Consider the following 19,160-nt stretch of genomic DNA (forward strand, 5'->3'; position numbering starts at 1 on the left):
TCACTTGGCCAGATCCTGTCCAACCGCGCAGTTCACCACCAGCGGCACATCCATCTCCAGTGCCTCTTCCATCGCCGCCTTGATCGGTCCGGTGCATGCATCCAGATCTGCCGGCGGCAGTTCGAACACCAACTCGTCGTGGACCTGCAGCAGCAATCGCGCCGGGAGTCCATTCTTGCTGAGGACCTGGTCGACGGCCACCATTGCCAGTTTGATGATATCCGCCGCCGTTCCCTGGATCGGGGTGTTGATAGCGGTCCTTTCCGCAAATTCCCGCTTCACCCGATTGCTGCTGCCAATATCCGGCAGGTTGCGGCGCCGCCCCAACAGGGTGGTGACATACCCGTCCTTGCGGGCCTGGGCCACCACATCGCCCATGAATCGCCTGACCCCCTCATAAAGACGAAAATATCTATCGATAAAGGTCTGGGCCTCCTTGCGACCGATGTTGAGTTGTTCCGACAGACCGAAACTGCTCATGCCGTAGACGATACCGAAATTGATGCTCTTCGCCACCCGACGCATTTCCGCCGTTATCAGCAACGGCGACACCCCGAAAATCTCGGCGGCGGTGCGGGCGTGAATGTCCTCACCGGCCCGGAAGGCCCCGATCAGCGCCTTGTCCTGCGAATAATGGGCCAGAACCCGGAGATCGATCTGCGAATAGTCGGCCGAAAGAAACACCATGCCTTGCGCCGGCACAAAGGCCTGGCGGATACGGTTGCCCTCCTCGGACCGGATCGGAATGTTCTGCAGGTTGGGATTGCTGCTCGACAGCCGCCCGGTGGCGGTGACCGCCTGATTGAAGGAGGTATGAACCCGCCCGGTCTCCGGGTCCTGCAGCAGTGCCAATCGTTCGACATACGTCGACTGGAGTTTGGCCAAGGTGCGGTAATCGAGGATACGGGCCGGGAGATCGTGGCGGAACGCCAGTTTTTCGAGGACCTTGACATCGGTCGAGTAACCGGTCTTGGTCTTCCGTCCATACGGGAGGTGCAGCTCGTCAAAGAGGATCTGGCCCAGCTGCCGCGGCGAGTTGATGTTGAATTCCCGGCCGGCCATGGCATAGATCTCCTGCTCGAGGACCACCAGCTTGGCCGAGAATTCGGCCGAGAGTCTCGCCAGAACATCGGGATTGATTGTGATGCCGATTATTTCCATCTTTGCAAGGATCGGCACCAGGGGCATCTCGACTTCGTAGAAAAGTCGCCCCATTCCCATCTCCTGCAGGAGCGGTTCATACTGGCGCCACAGCAGCAGGGCGGCATAGACATCCTCACAGCTGTAGTCACAGGCGGCCTGGATGTCGACATAGGCAAAGCAATCCGGCCGCTTATCGCCACCGGTCACCCTCTCGAACGAGGTCATCCGGATTCCCCGTTCACGCATAAGATCGTCGAGTTTGAACGACCGTCCGGTTTCCTCGATCAGATAGGCGGCGATAAGGGAGTCGTACAGAGGGCCATTCAAGGCCAGGCCGCCATTCTGGAGCAGGACGGTATAATCGTATTTCAGGTTGTGCCCGAGTTTGGGCAGCGTGGGAGACTCGAGAAACGGTCGCAAGGCCTGGACGACCGTCGCCAGTTCCAGCTGGCCACTGCACAGCCTGCCATCGGCATCCCGATGTCCGACCGGGATGTACCAGCTCCGATCGAGATCGACGCACAGGGAGATCCCCACCAGTCTGGCGGTTCGGGCATCGAGGGAGGTGGTTTCGCTGTCGACACAGAGGATGGTTGCGGACCTCAAGGCCTCAACCAGCTGCTTCAGGTCGTTGCCGTCGCGGACGCAGATGAATCCTTGACGCGGCACCGCCGAGAATGACTGGATCTCCTTCAGCAGGCTGGTGAATTCCAGTTCCGAATACAGATCCCGGATCTGTTCCGCGTCGGGATCAGCGAAGGTATAGGCGGTGAGCTGTTCAGGCACGGCGACATCGGATTTGAGGCGGATGAGGTTGCGGGCGAGAAATGCCGACTCCCGCCCATGTACCAGCTTATCGACCAGCTTCGGTTGGTTCAGCGAACCGATCCCGTCGTAGATCTTTTCCAGCGTACCAAATTGATTGATCAATTTTTCGGCAGTCTTCGGGCCGATGCCGGGGACGCCGGGTATATTGTCGGCACTGTCGCCGATCAGGGCGAAGCAGTCGAGGAGCTGTGCCGGGGCAACATTGTATTTTTTCTCCACCTCGGCGGAATCCATCACCTTGTCCTTCATCGGGTCCCACATGGTCACCCGCTCATCGACAAGCTGCAGCAGATCCTTGTCACCGGAAACGATGACCACCCGATGTCCCTCCCGGGTCAGACATCGCACCGCCGATGCGATCAGATCATCCGCCTCGACCCCGACCTGTTCGAGAACCGGGATGTTGGAGGCAGCCACATATTTTCTGATATAGGGAATCTGCTCGGCAAGGTCGGCCGGCATCGGCGGACGATTGGCCTTGTAGTCGCCGTAGATCTCATGCCTGAAAACCGGTCCCCGGCTATCAAAGGCCACCGCAACATAGCGGGGATTCCTTTCTTTGAACAGGCGACGGAGAATACTGATAAAACCGTAGATGGCATGGGTTGCCAGGCCCCTGCTGGTGGAAAGAGGGCTAAGGGCATGATAGGCACGATAGATGTAAGCGCTGCCATCGATAAGAAAAATTTCTTCCTGCACAGTAAAGATCTCCGGTTGAATAAACGTTTTCAGTCCGCGGCAACGCTCTATCTATACTGCATCCCACCTGCCCGCGCACCGGATTTCATCCCCCTGGTGGTTGCGCAGAAATCTCACGAACGGAAAAATCAGGAGTGGTGCAGAATCATCCTGCAGAGGCAGAAGCATAAAAAACAACGACCGCAGGCTGAATGCCTGCGGCCGCAGAATAATTATCACTCTTACATGCTACTTATGTCATTATCGGCTCGGACGCACCCATGACGCCTGAGGCCCTTTGTCGCCGATGGTCTCACCGAAGAGGACGCTGTCTCCTTCGGACAGTGCCTCCATTGCAATATTTTTCAAGGCGTTCTCATGGAAATATATCTCGCGTTCATCGTTTGCAATGATGAAGCCATAGGATTCATGGGGTGAAAGCTTCCTGATGATGCCGACCTTCTCTCCTTCGAGTTCGGCCTCACTCTGTTTGACGGTCTTTCGCTTTTTCCGCAGGATCTCCTTCAGATTGCCGGTCAGCACATCGAAGGCCTCAACCAGCAGGGGCCGTACCCCCTCCCCTCGCCGGACCACGACGACTGTATCATTCGGCACCGTTGCGATCAATTTGATCTCAAACCCTCCTTCCTTGTGATGCGTTGTAGCCTCAATGCTGGCGCGAAGATGAAGGACATAATTCGCATACAGCCGGACAATCTTCTCCTTTTCTTCTTCAATCTTGTCCTGCCAGCTTTTTCGCAACTCCACATTCCGGGCCTCGATCTTCAGTTCCATAAAGTTCCTCCGTCAAAAGCTCCGACGATGGCGTAGACCACCGTCACATCCGTGCCCGCAGGCACCTTCCCGGCAGAACCATCTCCGCTTTGGTGGAGCAGGAGAAGGTGGAGCACTTGCATGCCCACAATGATCCGCCTTTACCTTCATTATATCCCCCCCCATCCGATAATCAAGTGAGCCGCACCTCTTTCTCCCAACCCATCGTCCAATACCGGTAAATATTGAAAATAAATCTGGAGAACATGGCTATTGCCAGATACATCCAGTACAATTGTGCAGATTGGTTCGAAAATTCAGTGAACATGGCGAGATAATGGAAAAACAACTGATCGGAGTCCTCCTTCTCAATATGGGAGGGCCGGATAATCAGGCGGATGTGGCACCATTTCTGTACAACCTCTTCTCCGATCGCGAGATCATCCGGTTGGGGCCGCCCTGGCTACAGAAGCCGCTCGCATGGTATATCGCTCGAAAAAGGGCCGGCAAGAGCCGTCAGGCCTACGCCAGTATCGGTGGAGGGTCGCCGCTGAAACGGCTTACCATGCACCAGGCCCAGTGTCTGCAGGACAGCCTGCGGGACGAAGGCGCCTATACTGTAGCGATAGCGATGCGCTACTGGCAACCGCGTGCCGCTGAAGCCATCCTGTCACTGCTGAGCCGGGATATCGAGAGAATCATCGCCCTGACCCTGTACCCCCATTACTCCCGAGCGACCACCGGATCCTCGGTTATGGATTTGAAGACGGAGATGGACCGCCTGTGTCCGGGCATGCCATGCGATACCATCGAGTCCTGGTCTGATCATCCGCTGTATATCGACGCCCTGATCGACGCCATCAATCAGGGGCTGAACCGCTTCGACAGCCAGGACGTTCAGATCGTCTACAGCGCCCACAGCCTCCCGGTTTCCTTCATCCGGGAAGGAGACCCCTATGTCGATCACATTCTCAGGACGCTGCGGATCATCGAGAAACGGACCGGACGGACGGGCCGCCTCTGCTACCAGAGTCGAAGCGGCCCGGTCGAATGGCTGTCGCCATCAACTCCGGAGATGATCGAGACACTGGCCCGGGAAGGAGTGAAGAACATCCTCATGGTTCCGATAAGCTTCGTTTCCGACCATATCGAAACCCTCTACGAAATCGATATCCTGTATAAAAGCCAGGCGGAAAAACTCGGTATACGGCTGCGGTCGAGCCCCGCGCTGAACTCCCACCCGTCTCTCATCGCCTGCCTGAAAGATCTCGTCTTGCAGAGAAGCCGGCAATAAGCGACTGACCGAACCGGAAGATCGACACCAATTCTTCGTCAGATCTGGAATCGCCGCATACGGATGTTCATCAGGATCGCGAAGCCGATCATCGTCGTCAGCAGGGACGAACCACCATAGGAAACAAGCGGCAGCGGGATCCCGACGACCGGCAGAAAGCCCAGGATCATCAAAATGTTGATGACCGCCTGCCAGAATATCAATATGACCACGCCAAAGGCCAGCAGCACCCCGAAACGATCCCTCGCGTTCATCGCGATGTACAATCCCCATATCAGCAGGAAAAAGTAGACCCCAAGAAAGATCAGGCTGCCGACGAAGCCCCACTCTTCCCCCCACACCGCAAAGGCAAAGTCTGTATGTCGTTCCGGGAGGAAGTGAAGATGCCCCTGCGTCCCTTCAAGATATCCCTTGCCGAACTTGCCGCCGCTCCCCACTGCGATCTTGGACTGCAGGATCTGGTAGCCGTTCCCCATCGGATCGTCCTCCGGATGAAGAAACGTCTGTATCCTCAGCTTCTGATAGGGTTTGAGAACCTTTTCCCAGGCAAAGACAATAAAAGTGATGGCTGTTGTACCGAGAATCATGTAGGTCGATAATTTGAGACGGACGAAAACCGTCATCGAGACGGCGATAATGGCCAGCATCATCGCCGTGCCCAGATCGGGCTGAAGCAGGATGAGAAGAAACGGGATTCCGGTGAGGACAATCGGGACAATCAACTGCTTGAGAGAATATCCGTCAACCACCTCTTTTCTGGCGTAATAACTCGCCAGGGTGATAACCATAATCATTTTTGCCGGTTCCGATGGCTGGAGTTTGAAGAAGCCAAGGTTGATCCACCGCTGAGAGCCGTTGGCTTCGTACCCGACAAAAAATGCAAAGACGAGGAGGAGGAGGATCAGAACATACATGGGATAATTCCAGAACAGCAATTCCTGATAATCAATGCAGATAATCATCAGAAATATGGCAAAGCTGATAAGAAGAAAAATGCCCTGCTTGATATACGGAGTTGTCGCCAGCGATTTGGGGGGGTAGGAGGCGCTGTAGAGATTGCTCAGTGCCGCGGCGCAGACAACCAGAAGCAGGATCAGCAGGACAAAATCAAAATTTGCCAGCAATCTTCTATCGATACGGATTATATCCTTCATTTTTTTCTGCATACTCGGAGTCCCCTGCAAATCTCAATCACCGTATTTCCTTGACGATCTCTTCATCCGGTACGGACAGGCGATCCCTGAAGTACTCCTTCATAACAGCCGTCGCGATCGGCGCCGCCCCTGAACCTCCGTGCAAGCCATGTTCGACGAGAACGGTTACCGCGATCTCGGGGTCCTCTGCCGGGGCAAAGCTGGTAAACCAGGCATGATCACGGAATTTATAGGGAATGTCAGCCTCTTTCAGATGTCTGTAGGCAGCGACCTTGACAACCTGGGCCGTACCTGTCTTCCCGGCAACCGTAATCCCGTCGATCTTCGCACCACGGGCGGTTCCGTGCGGACCGTTGACCACCCCGATCAACCCCTCGCGAATGATCGCCATGTACGTATCCAACCCCCTGATCTCTTCGAGCAGTTCGGGCTTGAAGGTCTGGACCACCTTGCCGTCAGGCTCGGTGACCTGCTCGACCAACTGAGGGCGAAACAGCTTGCCGCCATTGGCCACGGTGGCGGTCATCTGACAGATCTGGAGCGGGCTGGCAAGATTGAAGCCCTGGCCGATGGCTGTCGACAGTGTTTCTCCATCCTGCCACTTTGTCTGGTAACGGGAGATTTTCCATTTTTTGGTCGGGGTCAGGCCGCTTTTCTCATGCTCCAGTTCAATCCCGGTCTTGCGCCCCAGCCCTAATTTGCCGGCGTACTCGGCCAGACCGTCAACACCGACCCGTTGTCCGACCTGATAAAAATAAACGTCACAGGATTCCTCGATGGCGCGTTTCAAGGTGACGGTTCCATGCCCTCCTTTTTTCCAGCATCCATAACGACGATTACCGAAAAAATAATGGCCGGGGCAATAAATTGGCGTGTCCGGCGTGATCACTCCGGTTGCAAGACCGGCCAGGGCGGTGACCATCTTGTAGGTCGATCCCGGAGGATAGGTCGCCTGCACCGTCTTGTTGATCAGGGGATGCTTCTCATTGGCAAGCAGTTCCTGCCATTTGTCACGCGATATGCCGCCGACGAAATCATTGAGGCGGATATGCGGCGTCGAGGCGATAGCCAGGATCCTGCCGGTCTTTACCTCCATGGCCACCACGGCGCCGGATTTTTCACCGATCTCCATCAGGTTTTCGGCCGCCTGCTGCAGGTCGACATCGATTGTTAAACGGATTTCACGCCCAGGCAACGGCTCATAGCTCTTCAACAGTTTGCGCTCAAACCCTCTTGCGTCCACCTCTGAATAACTGTTGCCCTTTTCTCCTCTCAGATCAGCCTCTCTGAGCTTTTCCAGACCCATTTTACCGATGAGATCACCACCGCGGTAGACCGTCTGGTCGGCACTCTCCAACTCGGTCTTGCTGATCGCACCAAGGTAGCCGATAACATTGGCAGCCAGGTCCTGGTAATGAAAAATCCGGACAGGTTGGACTTCAATCCGTATCCCAGAGAATTCCTTGTTGTGATTTTCCAGGTACGCCAAGGTCTTCCAGTCAATATCCTCCTTCAGTCGGATCGGGAGATAACGAGGGGTCCCTTCGGCTTCCCTGACTCTGCTCCACAGGGTCGAGACTTCGTCGTTCAGAATTGGGGCCAGGCGCTTGAGGACCTCGTCGAGATCATGGGAATCCTCACGCATCAGCACCACATTGAAAGACGGCCGATTGGTGACGATCTCCCGACCCTTGCGGTCAAGAATGTGGCCACGGGGGGCGGCAACCTGACGAATACGAACCCTGTTGGAATCGGCCCGGTTCTTGTACTCCTCTCCATGGTTGATCTGCAGCGACCAGAGTCTGAGAACGATCAGGGAAAAAAAGATCAACACGACAACGATGGCGCCGCTTACCCTGCGCCGCAGGTTATCGAGAGAAGCGATATCACATTCTGTGATTTCATCCGCTTCCTTTGAAAAAAGCTCTTTGAATATCATTCTGGGTTCACGCGGTGATCAATCCTCACGTCCTCCGTTTAAGCGGCCGCGGCTGTGGCTTTCGCTTCTGCAGGAATTCCCCGAGGGCATTGAGCAGGATGAAACATGGAATCGTAGCCACCAGGAGAATGCCGGTCTCGGCAAACAATTTTCCCCAGGACCATTCCGGCAGCAATTCAGGCTCTGTGAAGAGGTACAGTATATATCGAACCAGTTGAACAATGAAATAACTGAGCCCGACAAGCGGAATCTGATATGTCGATTCCCGCAGGGGATTATTGGTGGTCATGGCCTTCAAGCTGATAAAAACAAGAAGAACTTCCAATGGATAGATACCGAGATCAATCCCGCTCAACACGTCCATTATCCAGCCCAGGGAGAAAACCAGTAGAAGTCCGGGTATCCAGGCAAAACGATATGACGTATACGCGACCAGGATATAAATAAAATCAGGACGTCCCAACCATGAGGGAAATGAGTGCAGGAGAGTGGTTTCCAGGACAATGAGCAGGACGCCGAGAAGGAAGAAACAAAGTGTCAACACTTGCAATCCGTGTCATTCGACCGTCAAGTTCATTTCACGCAGGATTTTCTGCCTGTCGGTCGGATCGATGAATACATATTCCAGTTTCTGGAAATCGACGGCTGGCTGCACTTCGATCTCCAGAAACATCCCACGTTCCTTCTCCCTCACCGCCGAGACTGTTCCAAGGGGAATGCCGGCGGCGAATACCCCTCCAATGCCGGCAGTGACGATATGATCTCCTTCTGCGACATCGGTTTTTTTCAGCACATAGTTGAGAACAAAACCTTTCTCTCCGGCTCCCTTCAGAATACCACGAGCCCGGCGTTTCTGCACCATCGCGTCAATGGCACTGCTTGGGGCATTGGCAAGAAGCACCTTGGCATAATGCTCTGATACGTGAATTACCTGGCCAACGACACCCTGCGGGGTCAGAACAACCATGCCCGGCTCAATATCATCGGCCTTTCCCCGATCCACCAGGATTGTCTGGAACCAATAGGCTGGATCTTTGCCGATAACCCTGGCAGAGAGCAAATTGAATTCCTGTTTTTCCTTGAACTCGAGCAGGTTCTGCAGATGCAGATATGTCCTGTAGGCTTCTCGATATTCACCAAGCTCATTCATATACTTGTCAACGAGCAGACGCAGCCGTTTGTTTTCCGCCCTCACGCTCCACAAGTCAATATAATCACGGGAAAAATCTGAAAATCCGCCAACCGCCTTCGTCACCGCCTTTTGCAAAGGGCTGACGACATCGAGTGTCATCTGGTGCACAACACCGAATCTGTCACCGATCATGGACGCGAACACAAGAAGGGCAACCGTCAAAGCAGTCGCACCCAGAAGAAGAAGCCTGACAGTCGCTGTCCGAGTATTACCTTTTTTGCCGTTAGCTCGCTTTCTCACAGATCCCAACAAAGCAGGAGCAGCTAAGCCCCGTGAATATTACCCATTGAAAAAAAGCTGATTCGGAATTTTCTGCAGTCAAGGCATTCCGGTTAATCAATGGTAACTTCGCGAAGAATATCCAGATTGTCAAGGGCTTTGCCGGAACCAAGCACAACTGACGACAGAGGATCGTCGGCAACAATGATCGGCATTCCTGTCGCTTCTTTCAAACGCTTATCAAGATTCTTCAGCAGAGCGCCGCCGCCGGTGAGGACAATTCCCTGGTCAACGATATCGGCCGCCAGTTCGGGGGGAGTGACCTCCAGGGCGATACGGACCGCTTCGACTATGACTTCAATCTGCTCGGAGATCGCCGACCGGATCTCATCGGCGTTGATGGTCAAGGTCTTCGGAACGCCTGAGACCAGATCGCGCCCTTTGATATCCATCGTCTCGTAGGGCTCCTCCGGCATGACATTGCCGATGGTCGTCTTTATCAGTTCGGCCGTTCGCTCGCCGATGGCCAGATTATGTTTGCGTTTTATATACTGAAGAATCGCCTCGTCCATCTTGTCCCCTGCAACCCTGACCGATTTGGCATAGACTATACCTGCCAGGGAGATCACAGCCACTTCAGTCGTCCCGCCGCCAATATCGATTATCATGTTGGCTGTCGGTTCGGTGATCGGCAAGTTGGCCCCGATCGCTGCCGCCATCGGCTCCTCAATGAGGTAGACCTCTCTCGCACCGGCAGATTCGGCGGATTCTCGGACAGCCCGCTTTTCAACCTGTGTTATGCCTGAAGGAACGGAAATCATTATCCGCGGGTGGACAAGAGTGCGACGGTTGTGCACCTTGTTAATGAAATAGCGCAACATTGCCTCGGTCACCTCGAAGTCGGCAATAACCCCGTCCTTCATCGGCCGGATGGCGCTGATGTTTCCAGGGGTTTTCCCCAACATCATCTTGGCTTCATGACCAACGGCGAGAACCTTGTTTATTCTCCCATCCTGTCTGACGGCAACAACGGAAGGCTCTCTCAGTACAATCCCCTTTCCTTTGACATACAAGACGGTATTCGCAGTGCCAAGGTCGATTGCCAGGTCATTGGACAACCAGCCAAACAAAAAATTAAACGGTGAAAACATATATCCTTCCTCGCGATGAAGAGTACACTTCTGTGGTATATTGGGTAACTGTCCGGCCAGGAGAGCAGACCGGACTGCAATAGAAATAGTCACACGGAATAACTGAAAAATACACTAAACAAGATTTATGAGCATACCAAGATTCCTCTGCCTTAGCAACACATATGCATTTTCAAGACATGAAAATTGAAAAATTAATTGACACATCGACGAAACACTGGTATCAATTTCAGACATTTTCGGAAAAGAAAAATGGGGTTATAGCTCAGTTGGGAGAGCGCTTGAATGGCATTCAAGAGGTCGTCGGTTCGATCCCGACTAGCTCCACCAATTAAATAAGGGGATTTCGCAAAAATTTGCGTAATCCCCTTATTTTTTTCAGAGGACACGGGGCCTTTCGACATCTTGACTTCCATATGCGCTCGTCCGCGCCCGTTATCGGAATCCTGGACTCAAACCGCGGGATCGCTGGTCCGTGCGTTTACTGCGAAAGCGCTGCAGTTCCTCCCGATGACCAATGACCTGCACAACGCCTTGTAATCAGCGGTCAGCCTGAAACGAATCCGTAGGTTTTCAGCATACGGCGACATTCCACCTGAGGCACCAACTTCGCAGGGGAATGCATTCTATCGACACCCGCTCACACAACATCACAAGAAGGTCCCATCCCATGAAAAGAATAGCTATTCTCTGCATTATCGTTTCGATGCTTTTAACAGGCTGCTCCAAGTATCCATTCAGCAGTCTCCTGCAACCGCGGCCACAGCAACAGCAGCAACTGACACGAGCCGATCTGCACCGCGAAGCGGCGATCTTGAAAAAAGTCGTTGCGAAAAATCCAGCCAACGCCTCCGCGCAATACACCTATGGGCGAATCCTTCTTGCCCTGGATAAGCCCCGCCAGGCCCTGCCCCATCTCAAGAAGGCCAGCGCACTCACCAGAAACAACATCGATTACCTGCTGTGGCTCGGTGTCGCCTATGGAGAAAGCGGGAAATTATCCGAAGAACAGGTCAGCTATTCAAAGGTGCTACAGCGCGACCCGAAGCACATCCGGGCCTTGGTGTATCTTGGCAACAGTTATCTCAAATCCAAAAAATTTCAGCCTTCGCTGAACTGCTATCAGCGTACCCTGGCGATTCAGCCCGACAACGATCAGGCTCTCTACAACCGGGCCATCATATATAAACAGCTGCATCGTAAAACCGAGGCAAGGCAGGCATTCAAGCTCTATCTTCAATCACATCCTTCTGGAACACTCGCCATAAAGGCAGTAGACCATCTCAACCACCTTGATGATTTTTCATATCGCAACCATCATCTCGGTCACCGTATTGTCACACTTCCGGCAATGTCGTCCGCCCTCTCATCCGCCGATTTGACACGATCCGACCGGGCAAATCTCGACACGATCGGATCCGTTGTCGTCAATATGAAATCAGGCCCGCTCGATATCATCGTCTATCGGAAAAACGCCGGGAATCTCGCACGTGGCAGAGCCATCAGTATCAAACGCTATCTCGAGGATCGATTTCCGCCCCTTGCCGTCAATGGCCGCATCCGGATCAGTTGGTTCAATGTCCCCGAAAAACCGACATTCTCCGGTCATCGCGCCACGATTGAAGACTCCACGGTTTTCTTTCTCTCTCAAATTCCGGTAAAATCAACCAAATTGAAAAACCGAGGGAAGAAAAAAAGATGAGCTCAAATGTTTTTTCCTTCCCTGATGTGACCTTCCATCACCGCCAGTCGTATATCGTTTAACAGCTTACACGATTCGTTCAACTCAACAGACTATCCCGGCAGGATGCATTGCACAGACGAAGATATTGTCAAAGAAGTCCTGGCCGGGAGAACACAGCGATACGCGGAAATCGTAACCAGGTATCAAAATCCTGTTTACAATCTCATGTTTCGGTATACCCGTCATGAACTTGATGCTGCCGATCTTACCCAGGATGTGTTTTTCAAGGCCTTCAACCGGCTATCGAGCTATCAATCTGAGCGGAGTCTTTTCTCCTGGCTCTATACGTTGGCGGTCAATGTGGCCATCGACTGGAGTCGTGCCAGTACACGGATGCAGACAAAAACACCTCCACTTGAAGAACTGCATGCCACTTACCCGACAAACCGTAATCCAGCGATACGTTTTGAGGATCGTGAACGGGGAGCGCTGCTTGAACGAGCCTTGACCTTAATTTCGGCCGAAACTCGAGAGATACTCCTCCTGCGGTACAGGCATGAACAGCCTATCAAAGAAGTGGCGAAAATTTTTGGAATGAGCGAAAGCGCTGTCAAAATGAGGATAAAACGGGGTTTGGAACAATTGCAGGGAATTTTGCAGGAGATGAACAATCATGAACAATGAAACGTTCGATATTGAAAAAATCGAAATGCTGCTGCGAGATATCCCTGAGCGTGATCTTCCTTTTGGACTGCATGAAAGGATAATCGACAGCCTTCCTACCGGCAACAAGCCGCGAGGCATCCCTTCAAAGCTGAGAACCTGTTGGAACAAGATGCTGCTGCTTGCCCCAATGCCCATGAGAGCAGGTGCAGTTCTGGCGATGACCGTTGCCGCCTTTTGGTTGGGTACGGAAGTGGGCGCCGAAAGAGAAATCCAAAACAATGCGTTTGTCCAGCAGATACCTGGAAACACACCTGCAATCGATGATGATGAAAATGCCAATCGATTGAGCGGCATGGGCTTGTTCGAGGACGAGAATAATTATCCTCCGCGCTATTTTTTTTACAAAACCTCGTTACAGGAAGAACGATCGACCGGGATGAACAGATGGTCTGATACGGTTTTCCGGCACATTGAAAATCAGCCCGAGGATGAACAGAATTCCTATGGGACTGCCAACCCGGAGACCGATTCGGTACTGTTCCTCCTCAACCTCGCCCACAATCTTGCCGACAGCGGCAATTACCGTGGAGCTCTGCACCAGTACGAAAAAGTCCTGCGCCTCAATCCGCAGGAACAGACGGCCTTGTACAACCGGGCGACCAGTTATCATCACCTGAACGACAAAGCCGGAGAGCTACAGGCCTTCATCAGCTACCTGAATCAATTCCGGTCCGGAAAATGGGCCCATCAGGCGGTCGGCCATCTGCAGAGACTCGGCGTGTTCGATTATCAGGCCAGCATGATAGGCGGCAGAAAAATCGTAATCAACCAGACTGTTCTGCTCGGGCCAGAACAACTGGCTCGCCAACATGAATTAGAGCGACTGGCGACATACCTGCGCCAACCATCGGCAGGCGAACTCCATCTTGTCGTTTTTTACAAGAATGACCTGGATAAAAGCAGAATCATCGCCGCAGAACTCAAGCAGCAAATTGACTCCATCCTTGGAAAAAATCGGGAGCTGCCGATCCGGACCAGTTGGTTTGACGAACCAGCCCCGATCCAAACTGCAGGAGGAGAGAAACATGAATTGGAAAAAGGGCTCTTTCTCTTTACGCAACCATCGGCACAGCAAAGGAGCAACATATGAACACACTCAAATTGTATAAAATTTCGGCAATTCGGACGATTATGCTCTCAGGTATGATCTTTGGCCTGACCGCCGGAGTGTTGCCGGCACTGGCAGTCGACGAAGTCGACGATCAAACCGTAGAAAGCTACTACGCAAACCCGGCCCAGGCAGCCCATGCAGCCCAGTTAGCCGAACAGTACACCGAACAGTACGCCACGGATTACCCTGGAGTTTCGGATGCCCAGCTGGCAGTGAACGATGCCCAGGAAAAGGTTGATGGGCTGCAGTCAATCATCGACGATCCAGATGCGAATGAAGAAGAAATAGCTGCAGCGACATCGGCCCTTACCGAGGCTCAGCAGCAATTAACCCAGGCTGAGCTCTCCTATTCCGATCTTGTAGCAGAGGTGACCGGTACCACTGCGGCGGACATCCAATCCATGCGCAGTCGCGGTATGGGTTGGGGAGATATCGCCCATCAACTCGGCGTCCATCCTTCGGTTCTCGGACTCGGCCACAGCAAAAATGCCCGAAACCAATATACCGAAACAGAAGTAACCAGGACCGAGCTTGAAGGAATTGAAGTCGAGGAACTGACTGAGTCCACTACCAAGAACAACCGAGCCGGTATCACTAAAGGCCAGGGCAAGGGAGTCAGATCACAGATCCATGAACCGGGTACAGGCTTGGTAGAGTCACCCGACTCCGCCACAGGTAAAAACAGCAGCTTTAATTCACAGAATGATACCGACAAGGGAAAATCCGAGACATCAGACACCAGCGGCAATAACGGCAATAGCGATAAAGGTGGTGGCAATGACAAGGGAAACAGCAACGATAATGGCAACAGCGGTGGCAATGGCGGTGGTAATAGCGGTGGCAATGGCGGTGGTAATAGCAGCGGCAATGGCAGCGGGAATGGCAACGGCAACAGCGGCGATAATAGCGGGGGCAACGGTGGCGGCAATGGCAACGGCAACGGTGGCGGCAATGGCAACGGCAACGGCGGAGGGAAAAAATAAAATCCGAACCTCTCGCAAATCCTGATTATATTACTATGCATTTTTAGCGGCTTATAACCATCTTCCGCTACTTTTCATCAATCCCGGGGAGATTCTCTGCCCGGGATTGATCTCCTTCCAACCTCCCGCCAGTTCATTTGGTCCCGAAGCATAGCGGTTATCTTCGCCCTGAGTTCTCGAAGATTGCAAGAGAAATTGCCTCTAATTTGTATTTTTTTAGTTTCTTATCTTTACTCCATCGTCATATTTTGCTCAAACTCAGGATGTCAATGAAATGGATTGATAATCAGTTCCGGATGGTCCATAAATAATATCCCTGAAAGTTTCAAAGGCGACCGAATTATCAAGTGGTTTGTTCAAGTACCGTTTAGATAGTGTCTGTCCATAAATCGTGAATTTCGAGTAAGCGTCGCCACACCCTGACTTACTATATGCGCATCAATTCACCATCGACTATGCCGATAGTTTTTCCCTGTTGTCGGGCGCATATTTGTCGGCCCCAATGGCCTGCTCAAGACGCACTTCTCCCAAACAAGTCGAGATCGGACAGTGCGCCTGCGTCTTCAGGCCAATTGTTTGCGGGCCAATGTCAATAAATTTGCCGAAACGATCGAGGCCCGGACATAGCTCTTGAAAGACCTGAAACCTTTCCAGGTGCATCTGTCCAAGCCGAGGCTGCGCTTCAACCAGGATATTCCCGACTCAATCCCCGCTCGAAATTTCCGCAAACCTTTATACACTTGCCTGCTGCGACACATATCCTCTTCTTCAAGACCACGCCCTTTGGAGAAACAAACATCCTTAACACCGTTGGATTTTGCTTTTTCCAGGTTTGTATGAGAGGCGAACCCACCATCAAACGCCGCCTTCAAGGGGTAGCGACCATAAATGGCCTCTTGCCTGTCCAGCATCATCTCTGTTAATTCCGAATCGGCCGGGTTGCCTTCAAGAACCACACAATCAAGAATCAGATTCGAAGAGCCGCCCGTAACACAGATCTTGTGACCATAATAGGTGTCACGGCGGTCTTTTCGTATAATATCGGTATGTTCTTCGAATATCGAGACAATCTTTTCCTGGGCGGGGACCGACTCGCCCGCAAGTACCCTACGCCGGGTTTGACACACAACCTGGCGAACAAGGGGCATATGATGTTGCAGTTGTTGCGTAATATCTGATATCAACGCCTGTTCTTTCAAGCTTGCGGCGACATAACAATTCAATGCCCTCAATCCCTTCTCGCCATAACCAATTGTCTTTTCGGTGACTTCGATGAGATCCTTGTATGGCTTTTCCCTATCCTCAGCCTTTTTGGCATTCATAATTTCAAGGTTTCTGTGTTTGGCCCGGCGCAGAACCAGTGAAAAAGGGTCGGGTTTGTTGCCATGCAAGTTATAGACAGTATATCCAAAAAGAATATATAGCTTTTTTATCTGGAACCTTGGCATTGGTCAGACTGTCAAGACTGAGCGTTCCTAGCGTTGAACATTGCCAGCCAACAGCATGTGCATCAAAAGCAAATAACGCCTCCTGAAAAGGCTAACTTGTGGCAGTCACTGGTTCACATTATGATCGGCAATATGAAAAAATTCATCAACGGCACTTTCCATGGTATTTCTTCCTGTTACCTTCAGGGGTATCTTGATGAATTTTGCTTTCGTTTCAACAGAAAGTTATAGGAAGCGAAAATCCCATTACGTTTACTCAGTGCATGCTCTACCCATGTTCCAATCAAGAAGGCTGCGTTACATTTATAGCATCATATTTTTTTCACAACAACGAACATTCCTCGATTGTTTTTTTTCGCCCCTGCACAGTATGAGCGGCGTATAGGAGAATCTCCTCGGATCAGATATAAATGCCAGAGTATCCTGATAAAATTCGGCATATCCACCCTGATATTCTTCGAATTTAAAATTTATTTTTTCGGGAACAATTTCAATTTTTTTTAACATATTGAAAATTTCAAAATCGTCAGCATTCCCGAAAGTAACTCGATGATTTTCTACTCTTACATCGATATTCTCTAATCCAAGATCATAGACGAAGGAGTAGAGTTTTCTTCCTATATAAGGATCAAAATCGGTTTTCTCTTCCAGATCCTTCATCAACAGCTTAAAAGTATGTTCCAGTTTTGCAGGTATTCCGAAGTAATTAAAAGGATTATTATCTAAATCTAGAAGACAAATGATACCTCCTGGCTTCAAACACTTGGAAAAATTTTCAACCATCGCAAAACTTTTAGATTGATAGTATTCAAGAACAAAGCGAACCCATATAAAGTCAAACTCGTCTAGATATTCAAGCGGTTGTGTCAAGTTTCCGTGAACAAAATCGATTCCCTTTCTTCCATATTTTTTTTTTGCATATTCAAGTCGTTCAACTGATCCATCAACTCCGATAACAGTTCCCCCAGGTTGGACAAGGTCATGCAGTAGAGAAGTGATTTTTCCAGGTCCGCAACCCAAATCAGCAACCCGCATTCCGGGTTTGATCCCTGCCCATTTGGCCTGTCTTATGATGGATTTCGAATCAATTTTGACATCAAGGCGATAGGATTCCCATTCGCTTTCCATGAGGTAATAATTTTGCAGCATTTTCAGTTTATCCCCTTAAGCGGTGATTATCCAAAATGAGTGTTTCACCGGAAAATGTAACCGGCTTAAACTTTACGATTACGTATCTAGCAATACCCAGAAGGCCCGCGCCTCGGGCACTGAATGCCCTGAGGACAGCGCATTTTGATCGAGGGCTCCCTCTCGCATTGTACTTTCTTGCTATATTTCGAGATAAATTCATTCAAACTTAACCATTTTTGAAACTCGATTTTGGTTTTTGCAATGGTGTGTTCCTTTTGAGGTTACTATTTGGAGTATGTGACCATGATTAATAGGCAGAAAATTAATGTCTTACCCCGGATATATCGGTCAAGTCAGAAATTCAAAGGTAATCAGAGTTAAAATTTATAGGATGCCGATAGACTCAAACAATGACTTGCCGCTCCCGAAAATTCTCCATTGAGGGTGCTGTTGCGTACAGTCCTGTCTTCCTTCCAAGCATGCAAATAGGCAGCCCCGATTGACCACTGCTCTCGCAAGTTATACCTGATACCGAATGACGCGAACCAGGCATCGGAATCTGGGAGATCAAACGAAAGCGTCTCATCCGGGACCGGATTGCCATCGAAACCAAAACCACCCATCAGTGTCAGTCGTTGATCCCACAAGTACGTATATCCAAGCCTGAAGGCGTCGACGTCATCCCAATCCTTGACAATTGGATCATCAAAGGCGGCTGTAAGTACCGGGTGGCCCAAACTGACTGGATATGAAAAATCTTGAGTATCATTTGCTGACCAGAAAGTCCGGTCGTATACAAACTCCAGAGTGGATTTCTCGAAAGAGTAAGAAACTGCCAATGCAAGAACTGCTGGAAGGGGAGTGGATATGGAACCAGTCCCCTGGTAAAACCCGGTCGGGAAAAGCCCATTAAAATAACTGCTGGATGTATAAAGGGTCCCGGAACCTTCCATGTCCAGATCGATTTCCGAACGGTAGGTTGCCGCCAGGGCCAACTTGTCGGTGGGTTTGACGGACATCGCAAGATTATACCCGTATTCGGTGGTATCGCCGTCCATGTCTCTGCTGATATAGGTATACTCAGGGGTTGCGGGAAGCCCTCCACCGAGTCCGCCCGCAGGAACCGCCTCTATATTGCCGGCACTCCTGACAGTCGCATCGCTGTAGACAGCACGGGCGCCAAGTGCCAATGAAAACATATCGTTTACCTTGTAGGCTACGGTGGGGTTTGCTTCTACCACAGTCATAGCGAATTTATTGGCAAACGTACCCGGGAACACATCTTCCCACCTTTTGGACAGTCCGGCGGGAATGACTAAAGCGAAACCAACGCGGAAATTGTTGTAAGCTGGCGAAACAATATGGAGATTTGGTAGAAGGAAATTTTCCTCTTCGGAAGTACCGCTTAAAGATGAACTCCTGAAATCTTCATAGGATATGCTAGGTAGGTTAATATAGGAGACGCCACCCTCCATCTTCAATCCGGGGCTCAACCAGGACATATTTGCTGGATTGTAATAGGCGGCATCGGCATAATTGGCATTGGCTACATACGCACTGCCGAGTGCCGTTGCATTGATGGATTGTTCAGGTATGCGGTAACCGGATGCAAAAGCGGCCTCCGTTACAACAAGAATCGCCGTGCCAGCAGTCAAACATATCGTTCTCTGACGCATGTCAGCCCCCATTTTCATTTTTTTCCGTA

At 51.4% G+C, this 19,160-nt stretch carries 14 protein-coding genes, 1 tRNA gene and 2 pseudogenes; 7 read left to right on the top strand and 10 right to left on the bottom strand.

All coding sequences use genetic code 11. The features are described 5' to 3' along the window. Together polA and ACWGKN_RS18535 are read right to left on the bottom strand one after the other, a co-directional pair. Complete coding sequence (polA, locus tag ACWGKN_RS18530) at positions 1-2,670, bottom strand: DNA polymerase I (RefSeq protein WP_035234230.1); 2,670 nt, start codon at positions 2,668-2,670, stop codon at positions 1-3. A 240-nt stretch (positions 2,671-2,910) separates the two neighbouring features. After that, positions 2,911-3,444, bottom strand: coding sequence for a cold-shock protein (locus tag ACWGKN_RS18535; protein WP_035234229.1), 534 nt, complete (start codon positions 3,442-3,444; stop codon positions 2,911-2,913). A 316-nt stretch (positions 3,445-3,760) separates the two neighbouring features. Here ACWGKN_RS18535 and hemH point away from each other — a divergent pair, with 316 nt between their 5' ends. Beyond that, positions 3,761-4,717, top strand: coding sequence for a ferrochelatase (gene hemH / locus ACWGKN_RS18540; protein WP_452095765.1), 957 nt, complete (start codon positions 3,761-3,763; stop codon positions 4,715-4,717). 38 nt (positions 4,718-4,755) lie between these two features. On the opposite strand, the gene rodA is transcribed toward hemH, so the two are convergent. From rodA to ACWGKN_RS18565, 5 genes are all read right to left on the bottom strand, one after another. Continuing rightward, complete coding sequence (gene rodA / locus ACWGKN_RS18545) at positions 4,756-5,871, bottom strand: rod shape-determining protein RodA (protein WP_424255470.1); 1,116 nt, start codon at positions 5,869-5,871, stop codon at positions 4,756-4,758. A gap of 37 nt (positions 5,872-5,908) precedes the next feature. Further along, complete coding sequence (gene mrdA, locus ACWGKN_RS18550) at positions 5,909-7,810, bottom strand: penicillin-binding protein 2 (RefSeq protein WP_052160359.1); 1,902 nt, start codon at positions 7,808-7,810, stop codon at positions 5,909-5,911. A gap of 25 nt (positions 7,811-7,835) precedes the next feature. Beyond that, the gene (locus tag ACWGKN_RS18555) at positions 7,836-8,360 is read right to left on the bottom strand and encodes a hypothetical protein (RefSeq protein WP_052160358.1); all 525 of its coding nucleotides are present in this window, start codon (positions 8,358-8,360) and stop codon (positions 7,836-7,838) included. A 6-nt stretch (positions 8,361-8,366) separates the two neighbouring features. Beyond that, positions 8,367-9,134, bottom strand: a complete 768-nt coding sequence (gene mreC, locus ACWGKN_RS18560) for a rod shape-determining protein MreC (RefSeq protein WP_452095766.1) — start codon at positions 9,132-9,134, stop codon at positions 8,367-8,369. Positions 9,135-9,334: 200 nt separating this feature from the next. Then, a complete protein-coding gene (locus ACWGKN_RS18565) occupies positions 9,335-10,372 on the bottom strand; it encodes a rod shape-determining protein (RefSeq protein WP_035234220.1) in 1,038 nt (345 codons plus the stop codon). A gap of 254 nt (positions 10,373-10,626) precedes the next feature. Between ACWGKN_RS18565 and ACWGKN_RS18570 the strand changes: the two genes are divergently transcribed. From ACWGKN_RS18570 to ACWGKN_RS18590, 5 genes are all read left to right on the top strand, one after another. Then, positions 10,627-10,702, top strand: a tRNA-Ala gene (locus tag ACWGKN_RS18570). 340 nt (positions 10,703-11,042) lie between these two features. Further along, the gene (locus tag ACWGKN_RS18575; RefSeq protein ID WP_452095767.1) at positions 11,043-12,074 is read left to right on the top strand and encodes a tetratricopeptide repeat protein; all 1,032 of its coding nucleotides are present in this window, start codon (positions 11,043-11,045) and stop codon (positions 12,072-12,074) included. A 105-nt stretch (positions 12,075-12,179) separates the two neighbouring features. Continuing rightward, positions 12,180-12,740 carry an RNA polymerase sigma factor gene (locus ACWGKN_RS18580; protein WP_452095768.1) on the top strand — a complete coding sequence of 187 codons (561 nt, stop codon included), beginning with the start codon at positions 12,180-12,182 and terminating at the stop codon, positions 12,738-12,740. Beyond that, positions 12,730-13,872, top strand: coding sequence for a tetratricopeptide repeat protein (locus ACWGKN_RS18585; protein WP_035234217.1), 1,143 nt, complete (start codon positions 12,730-12,732; stop codon positions 13,870-13,872). The genes ACWGKN_RS18580 and ACWGKN_RS18585 overlap by 11 nt, the downstream gene beginning before the upstream one ends. Further along, complete coding sequence (locus tag ACWGKN_RS18590) at positions 13,869-14,876, top strand: hypothetical protein (protein WP_452095769.1); 1,008 nt, start codon at positions 13,869-13,871, stop codon at positions 14,874-14,876. Before ACWGKN_RS18585 ends, ACWGKN_RS18590 begins: the two co-directional genes overlap by 4 nt. A 563-nt stretch (positions 14,877-15,439) precedes the next feature. On the opposite strand, the pseudogene ACWGKN_RS18595 reads toward ACWGKN_RS18590, so the two are convergent. Next, positions 15,440-16,018, bottom strand: a pseudogene (locus ACWGKN_RS18595) (transposase); the annotation flags it as partial. Between the two features lie 339 nt (positions 16,019-16,357). On the opposite strand from ACWGKN_RS18595, the pseudogene ACWGKN_RS18600 reads away from it, so the two are divergent. Then, positions 16,358-16,549: pseudogene (locus ACWGKN_RS18600) on the top strand (transposase); the annotation flags it as partial. 78 nt (positions 16,550-16,627) lie between these two features. On the opposite strand, the gene ACWGKN_RS18605 reads toward ACWGKN_RS18600, so the two are convergent. Both ACWGKN_RS18605 and ACWGKN_RS18610 read right to left on the bottom strand, forming a co-directional pair. Continuing rightward, entirely contained in the window at positions 16,628-17,473 is an 846-nt protein-coding gene (locus tag ACWGKN_RS18605) for a class I SAM-dependent methyltransferase (RefSeq protein ID WP_452095770.1), read from the bottom strand. A gap of 359 nt (positions 17,474-17,832) precedes the next feature. Beyond that, positions 17,833-19,149, bottom strand: coding sequence for an OmpP1/FadL family transporter (locus ACWGKN_RS18610; protein WP_424252704.1), 1,317 nt, complete (start codon positions 19,147-19,149; stop codon positions 17,833-17,835). Between the last annotated feature and the right edge of the window lie 11 nt (positions 19,150-19,160).

The sequence above is a fragment of the Desulfoprunum sp. genome (assembly GCF_053613775.1).